General features: G+C 43.1%; 14 protein-coding genes. 3 read left to right on the top strand and 11 right to left on the bottom strand.

Annotation, left to right across the window (positions count from 1 at the left end):
- Positions 1-36: 36 nt before the first annotated feature.
- The gene (locus tag AB1I63_00545; GenBank protein ID MEW4353384.1) at positions 37-2,493 is read right to left on the bottom strand and encodes a bifunctional DnaQ family exonuclease/ATP-dependent helicase; all 2,457 of its coding nucleotides are present in this window, start codon (positions 2,491-2,493) and stop codon (positions 37-39) included.
- A gap of 105 nt (positions 2,494-2,598) precedes the next feature.
- Here AB1I63_00545 and AB1I63_00540 point away from each other — a divergent pair, with 105 nt between their 5' ends.
- On the top strand, positions 2,599-3,231 hold the full coding sequence (locus AB1I63_00540; GenBank protein MEW4353383.1) for an MBL fold metallo-hydrolase: 633 nt from the start codon (positions 2,599-2,601) through the stop codon (positions 3,229-3,231).
- Between the two features lie 269 nt (positions 3,232-3,500).
- Here the strand turns inward: AB1I63_00540 and ftsX are convergent, their stop codons facing one another.
- The 4 genes from ftsX to queG form a co-directional block, all read right to left on the bottom strand.
- Complete coding sequence (gene ftsX / locus AB1I63_00535) at positions 3,501-4,427, bottom strand: permease-like cell division protein FtsX (protein MEW4353382.1); 927 nt, start codon at positions 4,425-4,427, stop codon at positions 3,501-3,503.
- Positions 4,420-5,112 carry a cell division ATP-binding protein FtsE gene (gene ftsE / locus AB1I63_00530; protein ID MEW4353381.1) on the bottom strand — a complete coding sequence of 231 codons (693 nt, stop codon included), beginning with the start codon at positions 5,110-5,112 and terminating at the stop codon, positions 4,420-4,422. The genes ftsX and ftsE overlap by 8 nt, the downstream gene beginning before the upstream one ends.
- 21 nt (positions 5,113-5,133) lie before the next feature.
- Positions 5,134-6,229 (bottom strand): peptide chain release factor 2 gene (prfB, locus tag AB1I63_00525; protein ID MEW4353380.1). Its coding sequence is split into 2 segments (ribosomal slippage): positions 5,134-6,156 and positions 6,158-6,229, totalling 1,095 coding nucleotides; the frame shifts between segments, so codons are not numbered across the junction.
- A gap of 32 nt (positions 6,230-6,261) precedes the next feature.
- Positions 6,262-7,389 carry a tRNA epoxyqueuosine(34) reductase QueG gene (queG, locus tag AB1I63_00520; GenBank protein ID MEW4353379.1) on the bottom strand — a complete coding sequence of 376 codons (1,128 nt, stop codon included), beginning with the start codon at positions 7,387-7,389 and terminating at the stop codon, positions 6,262-6,264.
- A 167-nt stretch (positions 7,390-7,556) separates the two neighbouring features.
- On the opposite strand from queG, the gene AB1I63_00515 reads away from it, so the two are divergent.
- Both AB1I63_00515 and AB1I63_00510 read left to right on the top strand, forming a co-directional pair.
- Complete coding sequence (locus AB1I63_00515) at positions 7,557-8,060, top strand: hypothetical protein (protein MEW4353378.1); 504 nt, start codon at positions 7,557-7,559, stop codon at positions 8,058-8,060.
- Positions 8,041-8,436, top strand: a complete 396-nt coding sequence (locus AB1I63_00510; GenBank protein ID MEW4353377.1) for a DUF4430 domain-containing protein — start codon at positions 8,041-8,043, stop codon at positions 8,434-8,436. The genes AB1I63_00515 and AB1I63_00510 overlap by 20 nt, the downstream gene beginning before the upstream one ends.
- 70 nt (positions 8,437-8,506) lie before the next feature.
- Here AB1I63_00510 and AB1I63_00505 read toward each other — a convergent pair whose 3' ends face one another.
- The 6 genes from AB1I63_00505 to AB1I63_00480 all read right to left on the bottom strand — a co-directional run bounded on the left by AB1I63_00505 (position 8,507) and on the right by AB1I63_00480 (position 14,557).
- A complete protein-coding gene (locus AB1I63_00505) occupies positions 8,507-8,668 on the bottom strand; it encodes a hypothetical protein (GenBank protein MEW4353376.1) in 162 nt (53 codons plus the stop codon).
- Positions 8,669-9,176: 508 nt separating this feature from the next.
- On the bottom strand, positions 9,177-10,487 hold the full coding sequence (obgE, locus tag AB1I63_00500) for a GTPase ObgE (GenBank protein ID MEW4353375.1): 1,311 nt from the start codon (positions 10,485-10,487) through the stop codon (positions 9,177-9,179).
- Positions 10,488-10,586: 99 nt separating this feature from the next.
- Positions 10,587-10,721: a DUF4044 domain-containing protein gene (locus AB1I63_00495; protein MEW4353374.1), complete on the bottom strand. Its 135-nt coding sequence runs from the start codon at positions 10,719-10,721 to the stop codon at positions 10,587-10,589.
- A gap of 164 nt (positions 10,722-10,885) precedes the next feature.
- Entirely contained in the window at positions 10,886-11,887 is a 1,002-nt protein-coding gene (gene galE, locus AB1I63_00490; GenBank protein MEW4353373.1) for a UDP-glucose 4-epimerase GalE, read from the bottom strand.
- Positions 11,884-13,371: a UDP-glucose--hexose-1-phosphate uridylyltransferase gene (gene galT / locus AB1I63_00485; GenBank protein MEW4353372.1), complete on the bottom strand. Its 1,488-nt coding sequence runs from the start codon at positions 13,369-13,371 to the stop codon at positions 11,884-11,886. The genes galE and galT overlap by 4 nt, the downstream gene beginning before the upstream one ends.
- A 10-nt stretch (positions 13,372-13,381) precedes the next feature.
- On the bottom strand, positions 13,382-14,557 hold the full coding sequence (locus AB1I63_00480; protein MEW4353371.1) for a galactokinase: 1,176 nt from the start codon (positions 14,555-14,557) through the stop codon (positions 13,382-13,384).
- Between the last annotated feature and the right edge of the window lie 35 nt (positions 14,558-14,592).

Raw genomic sequence — 14,592 nt, 5'->3', positions numbered from 1 at the left:
AGATTGAGAAAGCTTCTCACATCTTATTGATAGTCATTATTTCTTACATTTTTCTAAAAAATCCTGCATGTCAGTCAGCCATGCTAAATCTTTGGATAGATGAAGGTCAACCATTTCTTTCAAAGAATCTGAAATCTGTTTACCATAAGTCTTGCTTTTTATCCGCTGGTCTAAAATCAACACGGCTGAGCTTTGCTCTTTGCGTCGAATCGTTCGCCCCAAAGCCTGCTTGAGCCGTAACATAGCAAGCGGCAGGTGGTAGTCATAAAAGGGATTTTTTCCTTCTAACTTCAAGGCTCGATTCATCTTTTGGGTCAAAAAATCACTTGGAGAATCAAATGGCAGACGGGTAAGAACTAACACCATCTGGTCAAATTGGGCAAAATCCACCCCTTCCCAAAAGCTCCCTGCTCCCAATAAGATCGAACTTTCTCCCTTATCAAATCGGCGCTTGATGTTGCTCGCATCACCATTTTTATATTGTGCCAAATGAGGAAGACTTAAACGATCCGAGACCTCTAGCAACACATCTTTTGAGGTAAACAGCGCTAAGATTGGCTTTTCTAAGCTCGCTAATCGCTCAATTCTATCCACGATTAAGTCGGCATAGGTCGCTTGATCTAACTCTGTCACCAAGGGAAAACTCGTATCAACCCAGACTTGCTGCTGATGAGTTTTGGGTTGGGGCAAGCGATAGAGCTCTGCCTCTTTAAAGCCTAGTAAATGAGGAAGATTCACACGCTTACTAATGGCTAAGGTCGCTGAAATTGCTAAAAATGCTTGATTTTCTGGCAAAAGCTCTGCAAAATTTTCCAAATCAAGACGCGCAGACTTGAGCCATTTTTGGCGATGACTTGGAAATTCTTCCTCCTCTAGCCAAAAGGTATCAAACTTAGAATCAAAAGCTGACCGCACATCCTGTAACCACGCCTCCGGCAACTCTGCCAAATCCTGACGGATTTTCTCGATCTTCTCAGCCGGTACTTCTCTCTGCCCTTTTTTGCGTGTCATATCTGCCAACTGTGTGCATTCAAATTGCAGGCTTTCGAACAAGCGCTGTTCAAGAGTAGCTAGCGGAGTTTGAAAGGCTTGCTGGATTTCTTGTAGAAGCTTCGTCAAGCTGACCGTTGAGCGAGCAAGACTCTCCATCGTCAAAAAGAGCTTTTGCGCCTCATCTACGACAAGAATTTTCCCTTCAATCAAGCTTGGATCATCTGCTAGACGCGTCAAGAGATAGGCATGATTGGTAATTATTACACGGCTCAATTTAGCTCGCTCTTGACTTTTCTCCCAAAAATCTACATCGGAAAATAAAGACCCTTGGAACAAGCCACCACAGTGAGCAATTCGCTCAAAGTAAGGTTGATAGCGATACTGCTGAGGAATCTCGTCCAAATCCCCTGTGCTCGTCTCTGTTAGCCAAACCAGCAGTTGTAGTTTGCAACGGCTGATTAAGCGATTGTCCTCTTCGCTCAAGCTCTCATAAAAGCGATCTAGCTGGATATAATTTCTTGGACTTTTCAAGCTATGAAAGGAAATATGAAAGGTTGAAGCAAGACGCTCCCCCTCTTGGCGCATAACTTGGTCCTGCAAGAGCTTGGTTGGAAAACTCACGACTAACTGCTCTTGACTCTTGGCAAGTAAGGGCAAAAGATAGCCGTAGGTCTTCCCCATTCCTGTCCGCCCTTCTAAAAAGCTAGGAACAGAATTCTCTGAAGCCCTCTCCACCAACTGAGCAAATGCTGCTTGGTCATCTCTCTCGTCTAAGCCTAGCAGGTGGATATTGTGGTGAAATTCCTGCGATAATTTACGAACAGAAGGAAAGCTAGCAGCTTTCTTAAAAAATAAACCGTGGCGCTCATGCCAGTCAGGACTCACCACATCAGACATCTCGCCAAAAACATCTTGGATAGCCAATTTTGACTCGTATAAAAGACAATCCCCTCGCTCAAAAAGCAACTCTACCAAGGGCTTTGGCAAAGTCTTGATCTTTTCTTGGATTTTTAAAAATAGCAGAGCTGTCGCATACGCATCAGACAGGGCAGTATGTGCGTGCTCTAATGGAATCTGGAGATACTGACTCAGAGCACTTAAATTGTAACGATCAAAGGTCGGAAAAAATACCTGAGCCAACTCCACCGTATCAATCCGCGGCGTCAGTAACTCAAATCCTTCCCAAAACAAGCTTTCTGCCAACAAATTGGCATCAAACTGCACATTATGGGCTACAAAAACGGCATCAGAAATCAAGCTATAAATCTCTCCTGCCACCTGAGAAAAGTCTGGAGCTGCTTTTAGACGCTGATCTGTCAAGCCTGTCAATTCCTCAATATGGCTATCTAGCGCTTGATGAGGATTGACATCCGTTTCATAAGTCTTTACAATCTGTCCATTTTCAATGAGAACAATGCCCACTTGGATAATCTTTGCATTGCTATTTGCGCTCGTTGCCTCCAGATCAACAACCGCATACTTCGTTTTATCTTGTGCCATAGTACTCAAATTATACCACATTCTTCCGATATTTAGGAAAGAAAAGTTGCTCTCATTCTAGTCAATTTTCCTATTTTTTGCTACACTAGAGTAGGAGGAATCAAGATGAACATTCATAAAACACTAAATAAAGAAGCTTATCAAAATACCTACTATTTGGAAAATGAGGACCATCTCCTCGTTGTTGACCCAGGAAGCGATTGGGAGATAATCCGAGCAAAGATTGAGGAGATAGGAAAACCTATCTCAGCGATTTTATTGACCCATGCCCATTATGATCATATCATGAGCCTTGATTTGGTGCGTGAGCATTTTGGGGCGCCACCCGTCTATATCTCAGAAAAAGAAGCAGATTGGCTCTACAATCCTATCTATAACCGCTCAGGCTTACCCATGCACGATGATATTCCTGATATCATCCTAAAACCAGCTGAGCAGTTCTTTGCCATTCAAACTCCTTATGACATGGATGGCTTTCATTTTTATGTCCTAGAAACACCCGGGCATTCGGTGGGGAGTGTTTCCCTAGTCTTTCCAGATGAGAATCTTGTATTAAGTGGTGACGCCCTCTTCTTCGAAGCCATTGGTCGCTCTGACCTCTACACGGGTGACAAAGACACTTTATTGACAAGTATCAAGACTCAACTCTTCACCCTACCCAACTACGATGTCTACCCAGGACATGGACCAGCAACTACGATTTCCCATGAAAAACTCTTCAATCCATTCTTTTTATAACACAAGAAGAGAAGCTAAGACAAAAGTGTCTAGCTTCTCTTTTTTATCGATTTAACAGTTTGACGCAGTCTTGTCGCTAGGGGCAATGCTTCAATGGAGCGATTTACGAGAACAAAAAGTTGTGAGCAATTTATCCAAAGCGTTTATAAATCAACATTCTATTAAAAGAAGCTAGCGAATTTATCTTCGCTAGCCCTATTTCCAACCTTGCGGGGGTGAGAGTAATCGATTTCTACGAAATAACAATTGAGTCCCACTTCCTTTTTTAATTAAATCTTCAAATAGCGTCTCATAGAAATCCCTGAACCGATGGATCCGATGATAATTCCGACCACAAAAACAAAGGCAATCATAATCGGTACAAAGGTATCGGGTACAATCATCGAGAGATTTTGTTTGGCAAGAGCTGGATTAAAGGATTGGTAAGCAACATCATAGATGAAATAAACCAAACCTGCTGGAATAATCGCTGCAATAAACCCAATCCAAGCACCTTCTAAAAGAAATGGACCACGGATATAGCCATTTTTTGCCCCAACCAAGCGCATGATTTGAATCTCACGACTGCGGGAAATAATGGTAATCCGAATGGTATTGGAAATGAGAAAGACTGCAATAAAGACAAGCAAGCCAGCTCCCACTAAGCCCCAAGTCCGAATGATATTTGCAAGAGCAAAAATTTTCTTGGTATTAGCTCCACCGTACTCCACCTCTGAGACTTCCTCGATAGACTTAGCTCCATCTGCAACGCTCGTCACATGCTCTGGTGCAGTCGTATCCACGATATAAGCATCATGTAGCGGATTGGCATCCCCCTCAAAGAGCTTCCAGTCACTTCCCATGACCTCTGTTAATTTTTCAAGCTGTTCTTCCTTACTTGAGAAGGTTACAGATTTGACGTTCGACAGATTGGTCAAGGCATCATAGACTTTGTGGTAATTTTCATTTTGTACGGGCTGACCTTCTTTCATCACCGTTTCACTGTTATCTGCCGTATCTGGTCGCAAATAAACCATGACGCGAACATTATTTTCAATATCAGTGGCTAACTTTGCTGTGTTTAAAATCACGGAAATGAAAATGGCCATCAAACTAAGGGTAATCATCACCGTACTAACAGCTGCAACAGTCATCCAGCCGTTTCGCTTCAAACTTTTGAGCGACTCAATTAAATGACGGAAAAATCTACTAATCATCGTATCCGTACTCTCCTTTCGCCTCATCACGCACCACACGACCATTTTCAATAGCAATAACGCGGTGGCGAAGGGTATTTACAATCTGACTATTATGGGTTGCCATTAAAACCGTAGTTCCTTGAAGGTTGATACGCTCCAAGAGATTCATGATTTCCCAAGAATTATCAGGGTCTAAGTTTCCTGTCGGCTCATCGGCAATCAATACTTTAGGATTATTGACAATCGCTCGAGCAATGGCAATCCGCTGCTGCTCTCCTCCAGAGAGTTCATTGGGAAAAGACCGTACTTTATGCTTTAAGCCAACCAAGTCAAGCACTTCCATGACCCGTTTTTTGATATTTCGACGACGTTCACCGATAACTTCCATGGCGTAGGCGATATTCTCATACACCGTTTTCTTTGGTAAGAGTTTATAATCCTGAAAGACCACGCCAACATTGCGACGAAGCAAAGGCACATCTCTCTTTTTAATCTTGGTCAGATTAAAATCTGCCACCTTCAAACTTCCCTTGTCTGCTTTTACCTCACGGTAGATCAGACGAATGAAAGTTGACTTACCAGCACCTGAAGGTCCTACAATATAAGCGAACTCCCCTGGCTCGATTGTAACAGACACTCCTCGGAGCGCTGTCGTTCCGTTGTCATACTTTTTGACAACATCTTTCATCTCGATAATTGACATGTAAACTACAAGTCCTTTCTTCTAATTTAGGCGCCACTTGAGATAGGCATCAATAAAGCCATCCAAGTCTCCGTCCATGACCTTATCAACCTGTGCCACTTCATGACCCGTGCGATGATCTTTTACCATGGTATAAGGGGTAAAGACATAAGAACGAATCTGGCTACCCCAAGAAATCTCTTTCTTGTCCCCTTTTAGGGAATCAACCTCAGCCGCCTTTTTCTCCTGCTCAATCTGATAAAGCTTGGCTTGAAGCATTTTCATAGCCCGATCACGGTTCCCATACTGGGTACGATCGACCGTTGATTGGGCAACAATTCCTGTTGGTATGTGAGTTAAGCGAACCCCAGTTGACACCTTATTGACATTTTGTCCACCAGCTCCACCACTGCGGAAAGTATCCATCTTAATCTCATCATCTCGAATCTCGATCTCAATCGTATCGTCTAGCTCTGGCATGACTTCCACAGATGTGAACGATGTATGACGACGTTTAGCTGAGTCAAATGGCGAAATCCGCACCAAGCGGTGCACCCCCATTTCGGACTTGAGCAGACCATAAGCATGCGGACCTTCAAAGGAGAGGGTCACGGACTTAATCCCCGCTTCATCTCCTGCTTGGTAGTCTAAGACCTCAACCTTAAAGCCATGGGCATTACCAAAGCGTGTGTACATGCGAAGCAACATATCGCCCCAGTCCTGCGCCTCAGTTCCACCAGAACCTGGATGGATTTCCAAAATGGCATTGTTATTGTCATAAGGTTCAGACAAGAGAAGCGTCATCTCATAAGCTGTCATTCTCTTCTCCAGCTCAAGCAATTTTTCTTCCAACTCATCCTGCACAGACTCATCTTCTGCCAGAAAATCAAGGAGAATCTCTGACTCATCAAACAAATCAGTCATATGATGGAAGTTTTCATATGTTTCTTTTCGTTCGTTTAATTCTTGCGATGTCTTCTGAGCTGCCAGATTATCATCCCAAAAATCAGGTTCAGTCATCTTGTTCTCCAAGATGGCAATTTCCTCTTCCAGACCTTCTAAGTCAAAGAGACCCCCTGAAAGAGTTTAATTTTTCACGATTTGCGTCAATTTTTTGACGAATTTCTGAAATGTCCATAGGTACCCCTTTTCTATATCCTTCTCATTATATCATATTTGAGCCTGTTTGGCGAATTTTAAAAATTCTGCCTGCTCAAACAGCACATCAGGATGGTCACTTTTTACGTCTTCGATAAAGGCAATCATGTCCTCATTTGGCTCTTTGACCAGCTGGCTGAGTGCCCAGATAGCCGTTGCCATGTGGATTGGATTTTGCTTTTTGTCAATGATTTCAAGCAATTTCGGAATACTCGAGCGATCATTGCTGTTTGCAAGGGCAATAATAGCATTGCGCTGGAGGATATTTTTCCCCCGCCAACTGCCTGCAATCATGCCAAACTTCTCCTTAAATTGTCCATTTGACAAGTCAAGAAAAGGGATTAACTCAGGCTCTGCTAAGTCAGGATCAATCTCGACAACCGGTGGACTGTCAATCCCTTTATTATAAGGGCAGCAAATTTGGCAAATGTCACAACCATAGATGACGGTCTTGATTTTCTTGCGAAATTCGAGATCCATCATCCCCTTATCCTGCGTTTGAAAAGATAGACAGCGCTTGGCATTCATCGTGCCATCTCCTAGCAAGCACGAAGTCGGACAAGATACCAAACAGCGATTGCAATCGCCACAGTCATAGTCCACTGGCTGATCTGGTTCAATTTCAAGATTGGTAATCAATTCTCCCAAAAACATGTAGGAGCCAAATTCCTTAGAAATGACCAACCCATTTTTGCCAATAAAGCCGATTCCAGCGCGTCTTGCCACCGCTGTATCAACTAGAGCACCTGTATCAACCATGCCCTTATACTCAAAGTCCTCTGTCAGCTTCTCAATTCCACGCGCCAAGCGCTCTAGCTTATCCTGCAAAATATAGTGGTAATCAAGCCCCCACGAATTAGGCGTAATCTTTCCTCGTTTGTACTGGGTTTTCTGTGGCTTTTGCGGAAGCTTTCGAGGATATGCTACCGCAATCGAAATGATGGTCTTAGCAGACGCCAAGCTCAGTCTTGGCTTGATCCGCTCTTCGATATTTTTGTGCTCAAACCCTGACGTGCGTCCCTCTTCTGCCGCAGCTTTCAAGGATTTTTCCAAATAATCAAAATCATCTGCTGTCGTAAACCCAATCTTTGAAATGCCAATCTCTTTTGATAAAGCAATAATTTGTTCTTTTAGATTCATCCCTTTCATTGTAACAAAAAAAGGGATATTTGGAAATAATGGGGAATGGAAAGTATCAAATGAAAGGAATTGTAGTTTAAATAGCCAGATGCTCCATGCTCCATTCATTGACATTTTCATCAAAATTCGATATGCTATCAAGAGCATAGAATAAAGAAGGAGTATCCATGTCCACAAAGAAAATGAGTCGCATTGTCATGCTGTCTGCTCTTGCGATTGCACTGCGTGTTAGCTTTGGAGCCTTTCCAAATATCAAGCCCATCTCAGCCTTATTTTTCGTCTGTGTGCTCTACTTATCTTTCCGTGATGCTCTTTGCATTATGGCTATCACCATGATTGGCACTAGCTTTTTATTTGGTTTTGGGATTGTTGTTTTCTGGCAGGTTCTTAGTTTCACCCTCATTCTCACTCTTTGGAAAATACTTGCGATTCCTCTCACTCGCTTGATCAAGCAAAAAGTCCTCGTACAGAGTTTCCTAGCAGGAATCTTCATATTTCTATATGGATTTGTGATCAGTCTACTATCAGCACTGCAGTTTGGCATTCATCCTATCATTTACTGGCTCAATGGCATTCCCTTTGATGTAGCTCATGCCCTATCCACTGCTTTATTCTATCCTATTATTCTACATATTTTCAGGAGGTTTTACCATGAAAAAATGGATGTTTAGCATCTTGACACTCTTTGTCGGCTTATCCCTCGTCGCTTGTAGCAATCCTAATCAGACTGCTCACGAATCAAAAACAAGTCAGAGTACAAGCCAAGCCCAAACCGCAAGTCTTGAGATTAAATTTTCAACCGATCAAACAAGTAGCAAAGAAGTAGATTTCAAAGACGGCGAATCCGTGATGGACATTCTTCAAAGAAACTATAAAATCGAAGAAAAAGATGGACTTATAACCTCGATTGACGGTGTCAAGCAAGACCCTGCCACCAACACTTACTGGATGTTTGACGTCAATGGCGAATTGGCTCCAAAAGGGGCAAAAGAGATGAAACTTAAAAATGGAGATACTATTTCTTTTTACCTCGAAAGCTTCAAATAAAAAAGGTTCTTCCAAAAGCGGAAGAGCCTTTTCTCATGTTCTGAGTTATTCAATGAAACAAGCATTTTTTCTACTCTGCATCTTCTTTTGCCAAACGTTCTCGCTCCAAACGTAGTTTGCGCTTAGGATTGAGACGATTAAATAACTCTTCTAGCTTCTCAGCATTCCAAATATCGGCAGCAGAGACAAAATTTCCATCCTTATCTCGGAAAGATATAGGCTTATCTCCCATGCTAAAACCTCCAATTTAATTTCCATTAGACGATGACTAATCTCGTCACAATCTAAATCACAACAAGCACTACCTAGCCAGTCAATATGACTCTCTGAATAAGAATTCTTAAGGTTGATTTGCAGAATACTTTAAAAAATTGTTACTAGACTATTCGCCATAGCAAATACCAGTATGCCCATTACGACACACAGTCAAACCAGTCGATATCACTTGATGGATGAGGTTCATAAGCCTAGTCAGCAGAACACTTTAAAAATTGTTACGACGTGAAGAAAGTTATTCGATACTAATAGCTTTCTGAACTAATAAGGTGACTAGGCAGTTTGCCATAGCGACTGCCGTCTACTCATTAGGTAGCTTTGCAATCAATGAGGGGTAGCCCGTTACGACACGAAGTCAAACCAGTCGATATCACTGGTTTGACGAAGTTAGTGAGGTTGGTAGGTAGACCACCATAGTGGCTACCGTAGCACATCAAGTCTTTGACTTAGATGTGCTTCCAACGTCAATCCACAAATTCAAATTCAAAATTGCCGATACGAACCAAATCGCCATCTTTGGCACCACGCGCGCGAAGCGCCTCATCAACACCCATTCCCCGTAATTGACGAGCAAATTTCATGATAGACTCGTCTCGATCAAAATTCGTCATGCTAAAGAGTTTTTCCAATTTATCTCCTGACAAGACCCAAGTCGCATCATCATCGCGATCAATGACAAAGGCTGGTGCTTCCTCATCAAAGCCATAGTAAGCCTCTTCTTCCATATCTGACTCATCATAGAGAAGAAATTCTGGTGTTTTTGAAAGTAATTCTGCCGTAGCATCCAGTAACGTTCCAAGCCCTTGCTTGGTCAAACTCGAAATTGGAAAAATCTGTGGCAGCTCATCAAATTCATCATAATTTACTGCTAGTTTTTCTTTAAAGATCTTCAGATTTTCAGCACTCTCTGGCATATCCATTTTGTTTGCCACAATAATTTGCGGACGTTCCATCAAGCGCAGGTTATAAGATTCCAACTCTTTGTTAATCGCTACATAATCCTCGTATGGGTCTCGCCCTTCACTCGCTGACATATCAATGACATGCAGGATAACACGAGTTCGCTCGATATGACGCAAAAATTGCGTTCCAAGTCCCACACCTTGATGAGCACCTTCGATCAATCCTGGCAAATCAGCAACAGCAAACGAATCTCCAGACTGGGTCCGAACCATTCCGAGATTAGGCACGATGGTTGTGAAATGATAAGCTCCGATCTTAGGTTTTGCAGCTGTAATCACACTGAGCAAGGTTGATTTTCCAACAGAGGGAAAGCCAACCAAGCCAACATCCGCCAAGATTTTCAATTCTAGCTGCAACTCACGTTCTTGCCCTGGTTCTCCATTTTCTGAAATTTCAGGTGCAGGATTTTTAGGTGTTGCAAAGCGGATATTGCCACGACCTCCACGACCACCGTGCGCCACGATAAACTCTTGCCCATCTTCAATCAAATCAGTCAAGACCTTACCGGTTACTGCATCACGCACTGTCGTTCCTTGTGGTACACGAACGTAGAGGTCTTCCGCCCCACGACCGTGCATCCCCTTAGTCATACCTTTTTCCCCAACTTGTGCCTTGAAATGTCGGTTGTAGCGGAAATCCATCAAGGTGCGTAAGCCTTCGTCAACCACAAAGATAACATTTCCTCCACGACCGCCATCACCGCCCCAAGGACCGCCATTTGGAACATACTTCTCACGGCGAAAGGCTACCATGCCATCGCCACCATTTCCAGCCTTGACCTTAATCTTGGCTGTATCTAAAAACATACTCATCTCTTATTACTTTCTCTTTCTGTAAAAAGGAGCAAGACAAACTCCAACTCTCACAGAGGAGTTTGATCTCACTCGCTTTTTTCTTTATAACTCTCGCAATTAGGAAGCGCTCAAAGCTCCTAGGGCACTCGCAAAAATGGCTCCTACTGTCACGAGTAGCATGATAATAACGACTAGCATCGTTAATTTCTCAAAAGCTGTTTTTTTCCGTTGTCCATTATCTCCAAAAGCCACGATTATACCTCAATATCTCTTAAATTTCTCTTTTATTCTACCATGAAAAGCAAAGTTTTTCAAATCATAAAGAAAGAAGCGGGGTAAAAATCATGATTTCAACGTCCTGATTTTCCCCACTCCATCATCTGCTGGTTTATGTAATTTCTGAGAAAAATTAGCGATTATCTGCGATCATCATAGCCATTTGGATGGCTCGCATGCCACTTCCAGGCTGTTTCAATAATCTGTTCGATATTGTCAAAATTTGGTTTCCAACCAAGTACCTGACGAGCTTTTTCAGATGAGGCAATCAAACTATCTGGATCGCCCGGTCGTCTATCTGCGACCTCAAGCGGAATTGCATGCCCCGTCACTTTACGAGCAGCTTCTACAATCTCTAAGTTGGAAAATCCAGTTGACGAACCAAGATTGAAAACGTCAGAAGGATTGCCCGCACGCAAGTAATCCACTGCTAAGATGTGAGCATCTGCCAAATCAAAGGGATGAACATAATCACGGACATTTGTACCATCTGGTGTATGATAATCATCACCAAAAATCGCAATCTTCTCACGCTTGCCTTGTGCCACTTGCAGCACAATCGGCAAGAGATGGGTTTCTGGTCCGTGAGCCTCACCAATAGAGCCATCTGGCTTCGCCCCTGCTACGTTAAAGTAGCGAAGTGCCACAAAGGTAATCCCGTACGCTTCATCTGCCCAACGCATGATCGTTTCCATCATTAGCTTGCTTTCACCGTAAGGATTAATTGGCTTTTGTGGTGCCGTTTCTAAGATCGGAATTTCTTTTGGAATACCGTAAGTCGCTGCCGTCGAAGAAAATACGATATGTTTGACACCGTACTCATTCATGACTTCAAGAAGACTCACCATACCAGCCGTGTTGTTGTTAAAATATTTCAAAGGGTCTTGCATAGACTCCGCCACCAAGGAATAAGCCGCAAAATGAATCACTGCATCAATCTCTGGATGTTTGTCAAAGACACTACGCATAAAGGCTTTATCCGCCAAATCCCCCTCATAAAAGATGGCATCTGGATGAAGCGCTCCCTTATGACCTGTGACCAAATTATCAACCACAACAACTTTTTCTGTTCCGTCTTCGATAAGACGATCCACCATATGAGAGCCGATATAGCCTGCTCCACCTAATACTAAAACTGTCATACATTCTCCTTAATACCAACTGTTTTGATAAAGTCTAAAAAGGCTCTTTGACCATCAGGATTTCTCTTATAAACACCTGCATCCTCTAAGACGCGGCAGAAGATTTGTCCGACAGCCTCTCGAACGACTTTGGTGACACTGTCTTCATCAACATGAGGATGTTCGTTTTTCAAACGATTCGCCCAATCTTGATGATAAGAAGCCACTCGTTCTACTTTTCCTAGTAAGAACTGCTCCACCTCTTGTAATTCATCCTTGAGACGTGGTGGTAAAATTGCCAAACCCATCACCTCTATCAAGCCGATATTTTCTTTTTTAATATGCTGCACATCGGGGTGTGGATGGTAGATGCCATCTGGCAACTCCTTTGAGGTCTGATTGTCTCTCAGTACGAGATCCAGCTCATAAACTCCTTTTTTTAGCCGTGCGATAGGGGTCACTGTATGATGACTTTCCTCTCCTGTATAGGCTAAAATCTGGTGCTTCGGATCAGAATACTTTTTCCACACCTGCAAAATCTTATCTGCAATCTCTAGCATAGCAGATTTATCCCTAGAACGCAAGCGAATGACCGACATGGGCCATTTGACAATCCCGGCCTCTACCGTCTCAAATCCTCTGAACGTAAATCGACTCTCGAGCTCTGCTATCTCCATCGGAAAGGTATGACGCCCCCCTTGGTAATGGTCATGCGTTAAGATAGAACCTCCAACAATGGGCAAATCGGCATTGGAACCTGCAAAGTAATCTGGAAAGAGTTCAACGATACTAAGCAAGCGCTCAAAACTGTCCTTAGAAATCGCCATCGGACTGTGCTCTTTGTCTAAAAAGATGCAATGCTCCGCAAAATAAGCATAGGGAGAATATTGAAATCCCCACTCTTTACCCTTTAAATCAAAGCGGATAATGCGGTGATTGGCACGCGCAGGGTGATTCGTCCGCCCTTGATAGCCTTCATTTTCAAAACAAAGCTGACAAGTAGGGTAATGGCTCACTGTTTGCTGCCTTGCTGCTGCGATGTCCTTTGGATCCTTTTCAGGCTTTGATAAGTTAATCGTAATCTCCAGATTGCCATAAGGTGTTGGACTGGTGTAGGCGATATTTTTGGCAATATCTCTCATTTTGATATAGTCATTGTGCTGACTAAGGACATAAAAATCCGCAATCGCTTTTTGAGGAGATTTGACATAGCTAGTCCAAAATTGCTTGTTCAGCTGGCTAGGACTAGGGGTTAGAAGATCCATCAACATAGCCCCCAGCCTATCTTTGGCAGATTGACTAGCTGTGATTGTCCCTTCTAAAAGCGCAACATTGATCAATTCTTCCTTCAAATCCAACAACTCTTGAGCATTCGTCTCAACATGCAAAGCCCCATCTCCAACCAAGGCTAGGACACGATTGGTCAGATAAATCCGATCAAGTTCTTCATAAGGACCATCTGCGATGACCTCTGCCACAAAGCGCTCCACAAGCTTTTCTCCCATTTCTCCTCTCCTATTCTTCTAAGACGCGTGTGCCACCTGCAATCTCTGCAATATAAAAACTTGGAGCATAACCGACGGTAGCTGTATAAGTCGCTTCAATAGCTTGTTGAAATTCTTCCACACTAGCTCTTTCTACTAAAGCAATGGCACAACCACCAAAGCCTGCCCCTGTCATCCGTGCTCCAAGAACTCCCTTTTGTGCCCAAGCTGCATGCACCAAGGTATCAAGTTCAAGCCCTGTCACCTCATAGTCATGTTCCAAAGATACATGAGATGCATTCATCAAACGACCAAATCGTGCCAAGTCACCTGCAACTAAAGCCTCTTGCGCTTGTAAGGTCCGTTTATTTTCAAGTACTGCATGGCGAGCTCGTTTGAGACGATTCTCATCCTGAATCAAATAGCTATACTCATCAAAGGTCTTAGCATCTAGCTCTCCCAAGGTCTCTATATCTAGCCTTACTTGCAAGTCCGCTACCGCTGCTTCACACTCTGCACGACGTTCATTGTACTTAGAGTCGGCTAGCTCCCTGCGTTTATTGGTATTCATGATGACAATGACATTATCTCCCAAGTCTAGTGGCACTAGATCATATTTCAAGGTATTGGTATCCAGATAAATGGCGCGCTCATCAGCTCCCATGCCAATGGCAAACTGATCCATGATACCAGAATTCACCCCGATAAATTCATTTTCTGTTAATTTCCCAATCTTCACCAAATCCAGTCGTTCAAGCTTCAAGTCAAAGAGATGCTCTGCTATAACGCCAATCAAGAGCTCTAAGGAAGCAGAAGAGGAAAGACCTGCGCCATTAGGAATATTACCATAGACATAGATGTCCATCCCTTGGTCAATCACATGACCAGCTTCCTGCAAGAAATGCAAGACTCCTTTTGGATAATTGGTCCAATGATCATCCTTATCAAAAACAAGATGGTCTAACTTTACTTCGATAATGCCCTTATCCGCAAAATTGGCAGAATAAAAGCGCAAAAGCTGATCTGTCCGCTTTTTTGCTGCTCCATAAGTTCCTAAACTAATAGCCGCTGGAAAGACATGACCGCCATTATAGTCGGTATGCTCACCGATAAGGTTAATCCGCCCAGGAGAAAAGAAGGTCTGATCTGGCTCCACATCAAAGACCTCGAAGAAATCTTTTTTCAAATCCGCTACATTCATATCCATGATATGCCTCATTTCCCATTTTCTTTTTGAAAACG

Source organism: Streptococcus pneumoniae, assembly GCA_040719455.1.
In the GTDB taxonomy this organism is placed as follows: domain Bacteria; phylum Bacillota; class Bacilli; order Lactobacillales; family Streptococcaceae; genus Streptococcus; species Streptococcus pneumoniae_G.
Note: the sequence above shows the minus strand (reverse complement) of the source record. Positions and strands in the feature narration are given on the sequence as shown.

Excerpts from the sequence above, each read along its gene's own strand:
- AB1I63_00545 (MEW4353384.1), bottom strand. The coding sequence starts at position 2,493 with ATGGCACAAGATAAAACGAAGTATGCGGTTGTTGATCTGGAGGCAACG.
- AB1I63_00540 (MEW4353383.1), top strand. The coding sequence starts at position 2,599 with ATGAACATTCATAAAACACTAAATAAAGAAGCTTATCAAAATACCTAC.
- ftsX (MEW4353382.1), bottom strand. The coding sequence starts at position 4,427 with ATGATTAGTAGATTTTTCCGTCATTTAATTGAGTCGCTCAAAAGTTTG.
- ftsE (MEW4353381.1), bottom strand. The coding sequence starts at position 5,112 with ATGTCAATTATCGAGATGAAAGATGTTGTCAAAAAGTATGACAACGGA.
- queG (MEW4353379.1), bottom strand. The coding sequence starts at position 7,389 with ATGAATCTAAAAGAACAAATTATTGCTTTATCAAAAGAGATTGGCATT.
- AB1I63_00515 (MEW4353378.1), top strand. The coding sequence starts at position 7,557 with ATGTCCACAAAGAAAATGAGTCGCATTGTCATGCTGTCTGCTCTTGCG.
- AB1I63_00510 (MEW4353377.1), top strand. The coding sequence starts at position 8,041 with ATGAAAAAATGGATGTTTAGCATCTTGACACTCTTTGTCGGCTTATCC.
- AB1I63_00505 (MEW4353376.1), bottom strand. The coding sequence starts at position 8,668 with ATGGGAGATAAGCCTATATCTTTCCGAGATAAGGATGGAAATTTTGTC.
- obgE (MEW4353375.1), bottom strand. The coding sequence starts at position 10,487 with ATGAGTATGTTTTTAGATACAGCCAAGATTAAGGTCAAGGCTGGAAAT.
- galE (MEW4353373.1), bottom strand. The coding sequence starts at position 11,887 with ATGACAGTTTTAGTATTAGGTGGAGCAGGCTATATCGGCTCTCATATG.
- galT (MEW4353372.1), bottom strand. The coding sequence starts at position 13,371 with ATGGGAGAAAAGCTTGTGGAGCGCTTTGTGGCAGAGGTCATCGCAGAT.
- AB1I63_00480 (MEW4353371.1), bottom strand. The coding sequence starts at position 14,557 with ATGGATATGAATGTAGCGGATTTGAAAAAAGATTTCTTCGAGGTCTTT.